General features: G+C 46.0%; 12 protein-coding genes. 6 read left to right on the top strand and 6 right to left on the bottom strand.

The genetic code is table 11. From position 1 onward, the window contains the following. The first annotated feature begins 78 nt into the window (after window positions 1-78). Both HAL07_RS03085 and HAL07_RS03080 read left to right on the top strand, forming a co-directional pair. Window positions 79-453: a YbgC/FadM family acyl-CoA thioesterase gene (locus tag HAL07_RS03085; RefSeq protein ID WP_053945084.1), complete on the top strand. Its 375-nt coding sequence runs from the start codon at window positions 79-81 to the stop codon at window positions 451-453. After that, complete coding sequence (locus HAL07_RS03080; protein WP_053941477.1) at window positions 443-694, top strand: HP0495 family protein; 252 nt, start codon at window positions 443-445, stop codon at window positions 692-694. The genes HAL07_RS03085 and HAL07_RS03080 overlap by 11 nt, the downstream gene beginning before the upstream one ends. Here the strand turns inward: HAL07_RS03080 and HAL07_RS03075 are convergent. Continuing rightward, window positions 660-2,354 carry a disulfide bond formation protein B gene (locus tag HAL07_RS03075; protein WP_053941476.1) on the bottom strand — a complete coding sequence of 565 codons (1,695 nt, stop codon included), beginning with the start codon at window positions 2,352-2,354 and terminating at the stop codon, window positions 660-662. The genes HAL07_RS03080 and HAL07_RS03075 overlap by 35 nt on opposite strands. 151 nt (window positions 2,355-2,505) lie before the next feature. Between HAL07_RS03075 and HAL07_RS03070 the strand changes: the two genes are divergently transcribed. From HAL07_RS03070 to HAL07_RS07915, 3 genes are read left to right on the top strand one after another with little or no spacing between them, the layout of a single operon-like run. Then, window positions 2,506-3,057, top strand: coding sequence for a DUF507 family protein (locus HAL07_RS03070; RefSeq protein WP_053945083.1), 552 nt, complete (start codon window positions 2,506-2,508; stop codon window positions 3,055-3,057). Further along, on the top strand, window positions 3,054-4,187 hold the full coding sequence (gene carA, locus HAL07_RS03065; protein ID WP_053941474.1) for a glutamine-hydrolyzing carbamoyl-phosphate synthase small subunit: 1,134 nt from the start codon (window positions 3,054-3,056) through the stop codon (window positions 4,185-4,187). Before HAL07_RS03070 ends, carA begins: the two co-directional genes overlap by 4 nt. Further along, window positions 4,180-4,335 carry a hypothetical protein gene (locus tag HAL07_RS07915; protein WP_156295929.1) on the top strand — a complete coding sequence of 52 codons (156 nt, stop codon included), beginning with the start codon at window positions 4,180-4,182 and terminating at the stop codon, window positions 4,333-4,335. The genes carA and HAL07_RS07915 overlap by 8 nt, the downstream gene beginning before the upstream one ends. Before the next feature lie 233 nt (window positions 4,336-4,568). On the opposite strand, the gene HAL07_RS03060 is transcribed toward HAL07_RS07915, so the two are convergent. Genes HAL07_RS03060 through HAL07_RS03050 form a run of 3 tightly spaced genes read right to left on the bottom strand, consistent with a single transcriptional unit; the run spans window position 4,569 to window position 7,929 of the window. Then, the gene (locus HAL07_RS03060) at window positions 4,569-5,753 is read right to left on the bottom strand and encodes a hypothetical protein (protein WP_053945082.1); all 1,185 of its coding nucleotides are present in this window, start codon (window positions 5,751-5,753) and stop codon (window positions 4,569-4,571) included. Beyond that, a complete protein-coding gene (locus tag HAL07_RS03055; protein WP_156295928.1) occupies window positions 5,750-6,622 on the bottom strand; it encodes a hypothetical protein in 873 nt (290 codons plus the stop codon). Before HAL07_RS03055 ends, HAL07_RS03060 begins: the two co-directional genes overlap by 4 nt. Before the next feature lie 50 nt (window positions 6,623-6,672). Continuing rightward, window positions 6,673-7,929 (bottom strand): AAA family ATPase, encoded by a 1,257-nt coding sequence (locus HAL07_RS03050; RefSeq protein WP_053945080.1) that lies wholly within the window; start codon window positions 7,927-7,929, stop codon window positions 6,673-6,675. 1,138 nt (window positions 7,930-9,067) lie between these two features. On the opposite strand from HAL07_RS03050, the gene HAL07_RS03045 reads away from it, so the two are divergent. After that, window positions 9,068-10,051, top strand: a complete 984-nt coding sequence (locus tag HAL07_RS03045) for an alginate lyase family protein (protein WP_053945079.1) — start codon at window positions 9,068-9,070, stop codon at window positions 10,049-10,051. A 115-nt stretch (window positions 10,052-10,166) separates the two neighbouring features. Here HAL07_RS03045 and HAL07_RS03040 read toward each other — a convergent pair whose 3' ends face one another. Both HAL07_RS03040 and HAL07_RS03030 read right to left on the bottom strand, forming a co-directional pair. Further along, the gene (locus tag HAL07_RS03040) at window positions 10,167-10,808 is read right to left on the bottom strand and encodes a recombinase family protein (RefSeq protein WP_015106117.1); all 642 of its coding nucleotides are present in this window, start codon (window positions 10,806-10,808) and stop codon (window positions 10,167-10,169) included. 661 nt (window positions 10,809-11,469) lie between these two features. Further along, window positions 11,470-13,417: hypothetical protein (locus tag HAL07_RS03030; protein ID WP_238374478.1), on the bottom strand; the 1,948-nt coding region annotated here is incomplete at its 5' end.

Below are 13,417 nucleotides of genomic sequence, written 5' to 3'. Positions count from 1 at the left end.
ATAATAGCATGAATAGGGTAAAGGTTTGCCATAGCGTTACAAATGCATGGCCTGGTTTAGGTTTTTAAAAGGGAGAATATGCAATTTCGGGTTTATTATGAAGACACAGACAGCACAGGGTTGGTCTATCACAGCAACTACTTAAAGTTTTGCGAGCGGGCTAGAAGTGAAGTGTTTTTTAAGGCTGGGACAACCCCACAAAATGGCCTAGGCCGTTTTGTGATTAAAAACTTACAAGCCGAGTTCATCGCCCCCGCGTTTTTGGGCGATTGTTTGCAAGTGAAAACCCAAATTTTAGAGCTTAAAAAAGTGAGTTTAGATTTAAAGCAAGAGATTTTTAGACAAGAGCAACTTCTCTTTCGCATGTACATTAAATTGGCTTTCATCGATTTAGTGAAAAATAAGCCCTCCCCAATCCCCCAAAATTTTTTGGAGATTTTGCATGGATTCTAAAAACACAATCAGCTACCCATGTTTGTGGGAGTACCGCTTAATCACAGACAAACCCCAAGAACTCCTAGAGCAACTGCCTAGCCTGCTTGTGCCCTTGAAATACCAAGTGTGCGTGAAAAACAAGAGTGCGCAGGGCAAATACACGAGCCTGCAACTCTCGCTAGTGGTGGCTAGTGAGCAAGAGAGGTATGCACTCTTTGAGAAACTTAGCAACCATGCGTTTGTAAAATGGGTGCTTTGAGGGTGGGCTTTTCAGCCGGGGGCAATTCTAACGACAGATTAGAAATGTCGAGCGTGTAAAAAATGTCGTGCTTGTCGGCGTAACCGCTTACAATCAAGGCGTTGTTGATAAAGGTTAAGGCGGTCGGGTTTTTCACGCTAGGGGGTAAGCCGTAGGCATCAATGATGGTCGCATCGTAGGGGTTGATGACTAAAAGGGCGTTGTAGGCCTTGCTTAGAGCAAAGAGCCGCCCTTGATAAAAGGCCAGCCCCGTGATATAAAACTCGCCTAAAGAGCGCCCTTTTTTAAGGGGGTTGTTTTTTAAGGGGCGCAACACTGCCTCAGAGCTCAAGCCCAAATCTTGATCGAGCATGCCCACTAAGATGAGTTGTTTATGGTACTTATTAGGCACCGTGAGCATGTAAGTGTGCGTGCCATCGCTTCTTGCGCTCAGGACATAGTAGGTTGAAGCCCGGCTGGTGCGCAGGCGGCTACGTCCAATCTCGTCAAAGTGGTGCGCCCCTTCTAGGAAGTTGGCAAAGTTGTTGTGGGCTTTGGGGTTGTAAGCCACATCTACACTGCTTTTATTTGTCCCCATGAGACGAATCGTGTTGCCGACCATGTTGGCCCCCACGAAATGTTCCACGGTTACCGAGTAGTGCTTGTCTAGCACCAAGTGGGCTAGGATTTTTTGCAACTTTTCATCGACCACATACAGCCCCTCTTTTTGCGTGGCGATCAAAAAGGTGTTCTTTAAAAGGGCATTGTTGCCCGCAAAAGTTTCGGGCGAAAAGGTGTAGGGCGGGGGTTTTAGTGCAGGGGCGCACCCATCGGTGTATTTGCCAAAAATGTCGGCATCGATGGTTTGCAGCAAGCTAAGTTTGGGGGTTTTAGGGGTTTCTTTAAAGGCCAAAAAGTTTAAATCGCTGATGGGGGCGTTTAATTTTAGCGGGCTTACTTGGGTTTGTAGCAGCGTTAGGCTTTTGTGGATGTCAAGGGGGGCTTTGCGATAATCGCTCTCCCACTGATAAGAGCTATCAGCTAAAATAGGCCCATCAACTACACGCTTGCCTAGCCTTCTAGGAAAGCCCATATGCCCCCAATTGCTTGTGCTCCAAATATTTTCTGCCATGCGCCATGAAAAGCGGATCGGGTCGCCATGCCCTAAATAGGGAAAGGGCCCTGTGGAGATAAAGGCCTGCACCATGTTTGAAGCCACGAGAGCGCTAAAAATCCCAAAAGCCCAAAGATTAGAGCGGGTGAGTTTGCGTAGATTCTGAGACTCAAAGCCGGGGGCTTTAAACAGCAAAAGCCCTAGCACCAACAAAGTTGCCCAAAACACAAGCTCCGCCCAAAATTGCGTGTGTAGGCCAAAAATCGCTAGAGCAAAGCCCTGCCCAACATCTTCTAGGGCGTGGTTGCCTAAGTGATAAAAACTCTGATAAAGCCCCCCACACACCACCAGCACCAACATGGCGATGTATTTGGGCTTTAATCCGTAGCGCACGATAAATAGCCCCCCCAAAGCGATATAGACCATGCTTTGGCGTTCGCCCCAGCATTGAATGCAAGGCGAGTCGTGGTAAATGAAGCCCAAAATGAGATTAGCAATCCCCACAGGCAACGCAATGATGGCGATGATTGCAAGAGAAAAAAGGAAGTAAAACCGCTGTGCCTGCATGCAAACCCTCAAATTAAAGGCCGAATTTTAACACATAAAAGCTAATCGAGCTTTTAAGAAAGCTAGCCAATCCTTTACAGCCCGCATCTTTTAGCCCTTTACTTTAGATTATGTTAGAATAGGGCTTAACCTTAACAAGCTAGGGTAGAAGATGAGATTAAAAGCTAACCATGTCCGCTATATCGTGAGTAAAATCACCCAAGATTTGGTCCGATCCCCTCTTTTGGAGTTGAAGGGGTCTTTAGAAACACTCACCCAAATCGCGCAAGCCGTGTTGCAAGAGCATGTCAGCCAAGAAAGCTCTATTGACAACCGCGTGCGCGATTTACTTGAGGAAAACCTAGATCAGATAGAATTTATGCGCATGGATGAAAGGCAACTCTTTTGGAACATCAAAAAACAGATCGCCCTTGAAAGGGGGTTTGTCTTGGGTTGGGAAGACCGCTGTAATGTGCTCTCCCATAAGATTTTAGAGAAAATCTTAGACGAGGATTTGATCATGTTTTCCGTGTCTGAGAATCGAATCCGCAATGTGATTTTTAAGTCCATCGACACCTACGCCAAACTCTATGAGAGCGTGGAAACAGAGGTGAGCGAAAAGATCAAACACTACAAACGCCGCTTGCCCGTAGGCAGTGATGAATACGAGCTAGTCTTTGAGCGCATGTATGAAGATGAGTTAAGACGCAAGGGCTTCTTATGAGAGCTACGCTCAATAAAGCCACGCTTTATTTTGAAAACGGCTTGTTCCTAGAAGCGCAGAGTTTTGGAGCTAGGGGGGTTGTCATCGGCGAGGCGGTGTTTAACACGGCGATGAGTGGGTATGAAGAGGTCATCAGCGACCCGAGCTATCGGGGGCAATTTGTGGTCTTTAGCGCGCCAGAGGTCGGCGTCGTGGGCGTGAATGAGCAAGATAGGGAGTCACCAAGTAGCTTTTGTGCGGGCATTCTAGTGCGCCACACCCCCAGCCGCTACTCTAATTTTAGAGCCAAACAGCCTTTAAGCGCGTTTTTGCAACAACACGGAGTTTTGGGGGTGAGTGGCTTGGACACGAGGGCTTTAGTGGGGATGTTAAGAGATGAGGGGGCGATGGGCGTGGTGGTCTCCACCGATGGGCTAGACAAGCAAGAGTTGCAAAAATTATTGCAGGTCTCTAGCGGCATTTCAGAGCAGTATCTCATCCCGCCCTTTAACCGCGCTGCTACCCACGCGCATGGCGTGTTCGACTTTAACGCCTTAAACTACCAAACCCCCACGCTCACAAGCACCATTGGGGTCTTAGATTTGGGCGTGAAAAATAACATTTTAAACAACTTAGCCCAAGTGGGCTTAAGGCCCCTTTGTTTTGCCCACGACACCAAGGCGCAAACTTTGATTGAAAGCTATAAAAAGGGTGAAATCGCTGGCGTGCTCCTCTCCAATGGTCCGGGCGATCCCCTCCGCTTAAAAAGCGTGATCCACGAAATCGGCCTTTTAATCCAAGAACAAATCCCCATGCTTGGCATTTGTCTAGGGCATCAGCTCTTAAGCATCGCGCACGGCTACCCCACTTATAAACTCAAATTTGGGCACCACGGGAGCAACCACCCAGTGTTAAATCTGCAAACTAGGCGGATCGAAGTGAGCGCACAAAACCACAATTATTGCGTGCCTGAGAGCATCGCCAAAGTGGCGACGATCACGCATAAGAATTTATTCGATCACACAATCGAGGGCGTGCGCTACAAAAACGCCCCCATTCTCTCTGTCCAACACCATCCTGAGGCCAGCCCCGGCCCTCACGATGGGTTGTATATCTTCGAAGAATTTAAAAGGTTGGTGTGCCATGGATAATTACAGCAATGTTGGTGATCTCGTTGATGAAGTGGAAAACGGGTTGTCTAAAGTGGAGCAAAAGTTGGAGGAAATCACCGAAGAATTGCAACAACTCGGTAGCCACATAGACAGGCTTAACGACTTGCTTAGGGGTAACAACTCTTAACCCCAACAAACCTATACTCTAGGTTTTGACATAGGTGGTCTTTTATTTGGCAAATAGACTAAATTTGACTAGGTTTTTTGCTTAATTCTCTTTAACCCCCCAATCTTTCAGCTCCCCTTAAGCTCAANAAAGGAGCTTGCGACTGATACCCTTTAGGATTGGTTAGTTTGTAAACTAGCCATTACTACGCAAACACTTCGCAAGCTCGTTTGATAGTTTGCCCTGCGGGGCTTCTAAGTGATAGGTGGCAATGCTAAATAGTGTTTTCTGTCTTCCGCACTTGGATAGTCTAAGCACTGATCTGCTACCCTGATGTAGTTGTATTCAAACCTAACAAATCCCACTCCATAATGCGCTTTGAGCGTGCGTTCTACTTCTTGTCGGCTATGCGCTCTAGCCATCGCGTTTCTAAGCACGACACAAAAGGCTGGATCAGGCACAAGAAACTCACAGCCCATTAGCTTTCCTAATTTGCGGGCAATGTTGTTCCATACGGGTGTGTCAAATTTCTCTGCAAGATAGGCATACACGCCATACTTCTTACCGCTCTTAAAGTCGTAAGCGATGTTATCATCTGTGATAGAATACTTAGCCGTGGCGGTTTTAATCATGCGATAAGTCCCCTCTTTGTATTCTCGCACTATTCCCTCTAGCGTGTTGATGAGATCAGCGATGTGAATAGCGTTAATTCTGTCCTTATCGGCGATAACGATGTGTCCGTGGCTACTAGATGTAGTTTGCGATGATTTAGGCGGTATAAAGGGTTTGTGTTCTGCTCGGCGTGTCTCTTGCTCTTGGCGTTCTTGGATGAGCTCTTGTGTTGCCATTTGAAAAATCTTATCCACGCGTGTTAAACGCCCTTGCACGACAATAGAGTCTATTAGTGGTGGTGTTGTGTGTCTAGCGTAGTAGCGTGCCATATCTCTCAAAGGTGCGTCATCCACATAGGCAATTAGCCCTAGCTTCTGCGCAAATATCTCTTGGAATTTGCGAAACAACTCTTTGTCCTTAATAAGCTCAATGGGTGGTGGGTTCTCAAGAGGGATGATAATCCTAAAGCGTTCTACATCAGGGCGTGAATCATTCTCTTTGAGTTTCTTGTAGTTGCGTGAGGGCACAATACCAAAGGCAATGCCATAACGCTCCAACAGATCACGCGCGCCCTTAATACTTAGTGGTTGCTTCTTGCCATCCTTGTCGTTATCTACATCGTAAAAGAGAAACGGGTGCAAGGCTAACACATTCTCGCCACTGCGCTGGTGCTTAGTAGAGTAGTCTAGGCTAAAGTGTGCCACAGAAACATCGTAGCTGATTGCATGCAACAACACATCTTGCCACTTCTCAAGCCCTATGACTTGCCAATGATCCAACGCATGGTAGTTGCTCGGGTTTGATAGACTAATAGCGAATTTACTCATGTGTGCTCCTTGACTTTCATCTTGTGCGGTCTTATCACCCAATCCCGTCTATCTGTGGTAGGCACAACCTCAATACGCAAGTGCTCCATCAATACATCTAGGAAAAGCTGGTTTTTGAAGTTGCTTTTGATCTCAACGGCTTGTCTAGGGGTGTAAAACTCAGGGATGTCAAGCTCTTGCATTACTCCCTCTAAGCTCCGTCCAAACCAGCCGTATTTTCCATATCGTGGCTTGTCTTTGAGCACAGATTGCAAAATCGCAACCACAGCCGCGCGGTGTTTTAGTTTGACTTGTTTGAGAGTGGCAAAGCCGTTGTGATAGTGTCGCCTGTCAATGGGAGTGCCCTTTTGCACGAAGTCCAAATACTCCTTAGATAGCCAAACTTCTAGCTGTGTGTCTTTGCTGATGACATCGCTCACAATCGCCCAACCATCAATCCGCGCGTGTTGTAAGTCCTCTAGCCCCCGTTCTAAAGATTTGTAGTAATGATGTGAGCACCCTCCAAAGACTAATTGCGTCAGGGCATACCGCGTTGTGGTGATTTTGAGTTTCCCGCTCTTTGGCTCAAAGCCCTTGAATTTCTCCTCACAGCTCAAGGCTAATAGGCATTCTAAGATTGTCTTGTGCGACATCCTCAAAAGCGTTTGTGTGAGCTTATAGTTGCGCTTGTTCCATTGAATCACCCTTGGCAACTTGTGATCTAAATCGCTTTGCTTGCCTTTTTTTCGCTCGTCAATGGGCGCGAATAAGGATGTCCCACACTCCGCCACGCTAGTGGTAAAAAACTCTTTGGGGGGTTTAAACTTGACTCTCTTTTGCGTTCGTCCCTCTTGCGATGCTTCCAATGCTCTTGCTATGTTTGTTGCCATTTTCACACACTCCTCAACATTCCTGTGCTATAATCTCGTGCTTTTGGTTCTTAAAAAGGAAGGTCATCTTCGGGGGTGGCCTCCTCCTTAACGACATCTAAAACTCCATGTCTAAAACGGGCAAAATACAAAGGCATAGCACTTTTTCCTAAGTTCTGTTTGCTGAGATTCAAACGCACTAAATCTTTATTTTGCGCGATTGCTTGTAGCCTCTCTATCTCCTCATCCCTGTTTGGCTCATTTTGCAAAATGGCTTCTAGGTTTTGCTTATCCTCCTCCTCAAAAGTCGCCATTTCCTCTTTGTCCTTAGAGAGATTGCTTTTCTTTTGGAGCGTTACAGAGCTCATCGTCAAGTGGTAGCGGACATTATCTACTAGAGCACTCGCCCCTCTTGCACTCACACTCTCATTCTTGTAGTTTAGTGCGCCCGCCTTTGAGCTGTGGTGTATCATCAAAATGCCGACATTAGCCGAGCGCGCTAAATCTCCCAAAAGACCTACTAAAAGCGTCATCTCTTTGTTGGAGTTTTCATCAAGGGCGTGGAAGCGGCTAAGGGTGTCTAAGATGACAAGCTTGATGTCTAAGTCATACTTATGGCGTTTCTCCTTAATCAATGTTTCTAGGGCGCGTGCTAGTCCCGTGTTCTTAACGCGGTTGCCCTCTGCGATGAGAAACTTTGCCTCTCTCCTAAACCCCGCCACAACATCAATGGGAACAAAGTTATGATCTAGACTCTTTGCCACAGGGTTGGGGTTGGTGATGAAGCCCTGATCTATCCTATGCTGTAAAATGCGCCACACCCGATAATCAATCACATCCTTATCATCCTCGTTACTCAAGTAGAGCACACCCCCGCGTGATTGCACCAAACCATTGAGACTAGGGAGCGTGTGCGTGGTGTCTGCCATACTCATCGCTATTGTTAGAGCCAAAAAGCTTTTACCGCTCCCCCCGCTTGAGCTGAGTAGCCCACAAGTGCCTCTTTTGAAACCTTGTAACAAGAACTCAGGATCAGGGAGCTCATCCATTGCACAAAGCTTAGAAGCCAGCATGCCACGCACCCTAAACGCGTTTTCCCACGCACTAAACGAAACTTCCTCCTCAAACTGACCTAGCGGTGTGCCAATAGGCGTGTTGAAAACTATCTCTTGGACTTCCTCCCATGTTTTGCCGTCAAACCTAGCCTCGTCCTCTTTGGGCGCGATGGGCTCAATGCGATTAAGATGTTTCAGACAATGCCATTCCTTTAAATCCTCCTCACTCAAGGGGACGCGTTTTACTTCATCTCTCCAGTTATTTTTTCTCATCTTAAGAAACTCCTTTCATTTCGTTCGATTTCGCTCAAAAGACTACTGCAAAAAATCTAAAAAAATACTGAATATTTGCGTTAAAAATTTTCTAATTTCAGCCCTAAAAAGCCCTAAAAAGCGCAAAATCGTATTTTTAAAAACGGGATTTATCAGGTGCAACTTTTAAAACTTCAGCACACACGCGGTAAATTTCAGCCCATAAATAGGGCACTCCGTGAATTTTCAAAATCGCATTATAGATACGCGCGCGCGTAATTACACTAAGCACTACGTGCTACACCATGCGCGTGTAGCTACACGCACTTTCAGTGTTATGCACCTAATCGCTGACGCTAGGCGCAGTCTGAGTGCTAGCACACGCTCAGTGCTCCGCGCGCGGAATTAAAGAAAATACCCCCTAAACCCCCAAACCTCAAACAAAAAAAACCTCCACTCCACATAGATACACCTAGGCTAAGTGAAACTAAGTGGAATGGAGGTTTTTTTTACAAGACAACAAGGCTAAAAGCCATACAGAGACTCCGTAATATCCAAAGACTCTCGAGTCTTGCAAGGCACATGGATTCTCAACCAACCAGCGTTTTCTTGCCAAAAGACGCTAGAAGCTTTTAGCCCTTGTTGTTTCTCCTCAAAACTTGATTTCTGCTATGTCAATCGTTGCTTGAGAGAAACAATGGCGTTTTTAGCCTCGTAGAAGCCTCGTTAAACGAAAAGATGAGGGGGGGGTGCTTGTCGGTATTCTTTTGGGGGTCAAAGCGATTGTAGGGCATTTTAGAGGGGTTTAAGCGATATGTGCCCTATTTTAGGCGGTTGGCAAGGGTTAGGGACGGGGGAGAAAATGCCTAGAAATGCCCTTATCGTGGGGTTTCGTGGGGTGCGGTTTAAAAACGGCACTTTTAAGCTTAAGGTTTGGCAATTTCCTATTTTTTTTGCGGGTTTATCTGTTTAAGCTTTTTCTTAAGGTTAGGGGGCTAAATCCCGTGAGTGCAACCCTAGCTATTAGCCTTTGCTCTTAAGTCGCTATTTAAATTCACACATTCCATGTTAGAATTATATTATAAAACATACTATAAAACCGGTTAAGACCCGGTTTGTTTCTAAGACATGGGTGTGATACACCAAGTGGAGATGGTACATGAAGAGATTTGTTTTGCCTTTATTGTTTGTTTGTGCCCAAGCCCATGCCCAGCAAGACTACTTTTTTAAGGATTTTAAAGCGATAAACTTGCCAGAGAAACTCCATCTTGCTACAAGGCTCACCAAAGAAATCCGACCCTGTGCGCACCTTAATGCCCAGCGCCACTACACGCCCACAGGGGTGCGCCAACCAGATCAATGCACTAAGAGTTTTAAAAAATCTGCCACCATGGCCTATGATTTTGCCCTGGGTTTTCATGTTAGCAAGAATCAACAATATGGCTTGAGAGCTAGATATATCTTGAATGCCTGGGCTAAAACACTGCAAAGTGCAGACACACACCAAAGCCAAGACAATGTGAATTTCTACTTGCCCTACATGAACATGGCATATGTATTTATCAAAAAAGATTTCCCCATTCTGGAGTATGAGAAGTTTGTCAAAGCAATGTTGGGCTATTCGCAATCTCATCTTAATACCAATCATGGGGCGTGGGGTATACTCTTTGATATTACTTCTGCGCTCGTGCTAGGTGACAACGCGCTCTTGCAAAAAAGTGCCAAGAGATGGCAAGAGTGGATATTTGTAGCCATAGATAGCGATGGGGTCATAGGCAATGCGATCACTAGGAGCAACACGAGCAATTACCATGGCGGTCCCACAAAGGGTATCAAGGGCATAGCCTACACAAATTTTGCCCTTCTTGCGCTCACGATCTCGGGGGAGTTGCTTTTTGAGAATGGCTATGATTTATGGCATAGCAAAGCTGGAGAGAGGCTTGCCATGGCATACAACAAAGTGACAGCATGGATTCTAAACCCCCAAACATTCCCCTATTTTCAGCCCAATCTCATCGGTGTGCACAACAATGCTTATTTTATTATCCTAGCTAAGCACTATACCAATCCGGGTGCAGACCAGTTAATCGCCCAGGGTGATTTGCACGAAGATGGCTTTAGACTCAAGCTTAGATCACCATAGATATCCCACCAAACAGCATGGATCGCCAGTTGGGTTGGCATCTGGCGCGCTCTAGGATCGCTTTAAAATTCCTTTTTTAACCAGCATTGTCATCTATATTTGCGCGTGTGTGAGATCAAACTCCTCGCCGTTTGCACCACTTGAGAAAACCGCCATACACGCCTTTGGTAGGCACATCCAACATCTTGTAGATAGCCATGTAGCCTAATCCTTTAGCGCGTAACACGCGGATGTAGTCTAGGTGTGGGTCGTATTGGGGGTGTTTGCGTAGCCGTCCTTTTTGCCATCCTAGCTTTTTTCCCTTAGCTTTGAGTGCTTGTAGTCCTGCCTTAGTGCGTTCGCTGATGAGCTCTCTTTCTGCTTCTGCTAGATAGGCGTAAATGGCTAGCAAGAGTTTAGAAGTGGCGTTGTTGCAATTTGAGAGTTCGGGTTGACGTATGAATACAAACTTAACGCCCCGCTTATCCAGTTCTAGCAACAAGTTGATGATCTCGTGCATGGTGCGCCCTAATCGGCTGATCTCAGTGGCAATGAGTAAATCCCCCTTTTGGAGCTTGGCTTTCAGTTCCTCAATGCGTCTTTTAGCCTGTGTCTTGGTCGCGCTGATCTCAATGGCGATTTTCTCATCTATGCTAAGTCTGTGTTGTTGGGCGTAACACTCTATGGCGTGGTCTTGGCTATGCATGTCTTGCTTTTCTGTGGATACACGGATGTAGGCAAACACCCGACTAGCTGTCTTTTCTACTTTTCTACGCATTGCACTTTAACCCTTGTTTTAAGATATTTCTATGGTTGAAGTTAGGCAACCCTTTAAGTGTAATTTATAAGAAACATAAAACGGGCGTTAAAGGGGAGCTAATCCCTAAAGAGTGGTATGGCTATGGATACAAGCATATCTATATGAACCCCAAGTACAAACACCACGCCGCCCAAAAGCCTGTAGAAATATTAGAGCATTGCTTAGCCATTGTGCCTAGTGAGGCGTGGTGTTAGATTGTTTTTTGTGGGAGTGGGAGCACAGGGGTGGCGTGTGCACATTTGGGTTTAGATTTTATCAGCGTGCCAGAAGTCTAAAGAATATTATGAGATCGTTAAAAAGCAATTGAGCGAAGCTAAAGCCCAAGGGTGCTTAAGCTTTGCGCCCCCAAGAGGGGGGCAGGGGGGCAAACTTACAAGGATCAGGGCGCGCTTAGGCTCATATCACCACGGAAGACAACACGCTCTAGAAGCGCACACGCTTTAAAGAGCGCAAGAGCCATACAAGGGCACACACAACGCATTTGAGAGATAGTAGCGGGTGCACAGGGAGCACGGATACAACACCTATGGGCTTAAATGCCATTCAAGTTTATTTTAGACTAGAATCTGTTGCAACATCTGCCCCCTCTGTAATAAGTCTATAGCCTCACCAATACTCCTTAAAAGATCAATTTTTCATAGGTCATGAAAATCCCGATGTCTTTGGCATTTTGATCGAATTGCAGATGAGTAGAATCTACCTGCCAGTTGAGTTCATGGGGGATCAAAGGGATGTCAACTCCCCATTTGATGATATTTGTTGAAAACTGAAACCTAAAACCTAAGTCCACATCTAAATTGTAAGAGGCGCGCCATAGACTTTTATCCCCAGCACCTAACACAAAGTTGGTGCTACCTCCCTGCACACCTGCAAACATTCCATAAAACAAGGGAGATTGGTAGTTTTTAGGCACATTGAAGTCATAGATCAAATTCCCCCCGACATCTATTTGGATGTCTTGGAGGTTTTTGAAGAATGAGAGGCGGCTATAAATAGGGCTGCGTATATAGCCATAACCTAGGAAAGCATCTAAGGAAAACCCTAGATGTTGGCTAAAAAAGTGCTGGTAGCTAGCCACCAGACTACCATTGATGCCCATGTCATGGTAAAAGGCATTGCTAAAGGCATGCACCATGCCTGATAAATTGGGACGGGTGGCAAATTGAGGAACATTTAAACTTGCAATCTTGGCAAAACTAAATTTGTAACTAAATTTTGGGTTGGGGAGTGGACTAATAGGGGGAGGAGGTTTGCCCGGGGGTGTGGGGGTTGGATAAGGGTTGTGTGCTCGCCCAGGAGTGGGAAAACTAGAGGTGTTAAGAGCATTTAAGTAAGATTGGTATGCATTGATTAGTCCCTCTTCAGCATTCTGAATGGTGTTTTCACTATAGCCCCCGATCTTTTTCAAATCAGAGATCAACACCGCTTTTTGGTAGAACCATGACTGGACTTCTATGAGCTGGTATGGATTGGTGGGCAGTATTCCTTGATTTAGTTTGGGCACCATGTTTTGTATGCAATTTATAAAATACTGCCCCCACCCACCAGCAGCTTGAGCAGCACTTTGATCCACCCTGCACGCGCTACCTTGAGCTTCGTGGTAACCATCTTGCTGGTATTGGCTAAATTCTTGGGGGTTCCAGGGCATTGTCAGTATCGCTTTATTGGCGCTAATCATTGCATTGATCGCATCAAGATTGCCACTAATGGATTTAAGATTATTCAAGAAAGCCTGCCATGAAGGGGGATTGCTTATCTGGTTTCCTTGATTGTTATATTGGGGCACATACTCGCGGATGTTTTGAATCAGGTTGTCTAGCGTTTGGTTGTAATCATTGACAACTCCTGAAGCTTTACTGTATTGCTGCTTTTGTTGATCATAAGCCCGTTCTTTTTGCTGATACTGGGTGTTTTCTTGTGCGGTTTGTTGGTGTTTTTCAAGAGCGCTCTTGTAGGCAGCTTTGGCTGCATCTAATGCCTTATTATAGGCATCGATCGCATCATTGATCTCATGGATTAAATTTTTAGATCCCTCTTGCAGGGCTTTTAGAATGTTGGCATACTCGGTGCTGGCTTGCTGGATTTCTGGAGTATCTGGAATCTGTTTGTTAGCTATCATCGCATCCAGTGCTCCAATCTTTTGTGCAATGGTCTGCTCCAAAGCGTTGTCCTGGCTTTCAAGCCCATTTAAAAGCGGAGTGGATAACGGATCGAGGTTGTTTACATCCCCTGTAGTAGAAACCTGATTGTTTTGTGCCCTATAGGTCTCCTTATTGTTCTTCAAGGCATTCTCTATGGCTTTGATCGCTATGCTATTGAGATTGGCAACAAGCTTGTCAATATCGGCGTTGAGTTGCTGTTGCAAGGCAAAAGCTTGGGTATCAGAGGGATTAGAGGCATTGTGCTGTGGCGCTTCATAAGAAGGGCTCACATTTGTCAAACCTAGCCGCCCCCCTACAAAAAACCCATCGCGCACATCAGCAAACACCACACCCAAAACAAGGGGTATGGATAAAAATCTTTTAAGAGAGCACACACGCCACAACCTACCCCCCCCCCCCCCCCCC

Origin of the sequence: Helicobacter ailurogastricus, from assembly GCF_001282945.1 — a bacterium.
Classification (GTDB): Bacteria; Campylobacterota; Campylobacteria; order Campylobacterales; family Helicobacteraceae; genus Helicobacter; species Helicobacter ailurogastricus.
This window is presented reverse-complemented; position numbering and strand designations above follow the sequence as displayed.

Excerpts from the sequence above, each read along its gene's own strand:
- HAL07_RS03075 (WP_053941476.1), bottom strand. The coding sequence starts at position 2,354 with ATGCAGGCACAGCGGTTTTACTTCCTTTTTTCTCTTGCAATCATCGCC.
- HAL07_RS03055 (WP_156295928.1), bottom strand. The coding sequence starts at position 6,622 with ATGGCAACAAACATAGCAAGAGCATTGGAAGCATCGCAAGAGGGACGA.
- HAL07_RS03085 (WP_053945084.1), top strand. The coding sequence starts at position 79 with ATGCAATTTCGGGTTTATTATGAAGACACAGACAGCACAGGGTTGGTC.
- HAL07_RS03050 (WP_053945080.1), bottom strand. The coding sequence starts at position 7,929 with ATGAGAAAAAATAACTGGAGAGATGAAGTAAAACGCGTCCCCTTGAGT.
- HAL07_RS03060 (WP_053945082.1), bottom strand. The coding sequence starts at position 5,753 with ATGAGTAAATTCGCTATTAGTCTATCAAACCCGAGCAACTACCATGCG.
- HAL07_RS03070 (WP_053945083.1), top strand. The coding sequence starts at position 2,506 with ATGAGATTAAAAGCTAACCATGTCCGCTATATCGTGAGTAAAATCACC.
- HAL07_RS03045 (WP_053945079.1), top strand. The coding sequence starts at position 9,068 with ATGAAGAGATTTGTTTTGCCTTTATTGTTTGTTTGTGCCCAAGCCCAT.
- carA (WP_053941474.1), top strand. The coding sequence starts at position 3,054 with ATGAGAGCTACGCTCAATAAAGCCACGCTTTATTTTGAAAACGGCTTG.
- HAL07_RS03040 (WP_015106117.1), bottom strand. The coding sequence starts at position 10,808 with ATGCGTAGAAAAGTAGAAAAGACAGCTAGTCGGGTGTTTGCCTACATC.
- HAL07_RS03080 (WP_053941477.1), top strand. The coding sequence starts at position 443 with ATGGATTCTAAAAACACAATCAGCTACCCATGTTTGTGGGAGTACCGC.
- HAL07_RS07915 (WP_156295929.1), top strand. The coding sequence starts at position 4,180 with ATGGATAATTACAGCAATGTTGGTGATCTCGTTGATGAAGTGGAAAAC.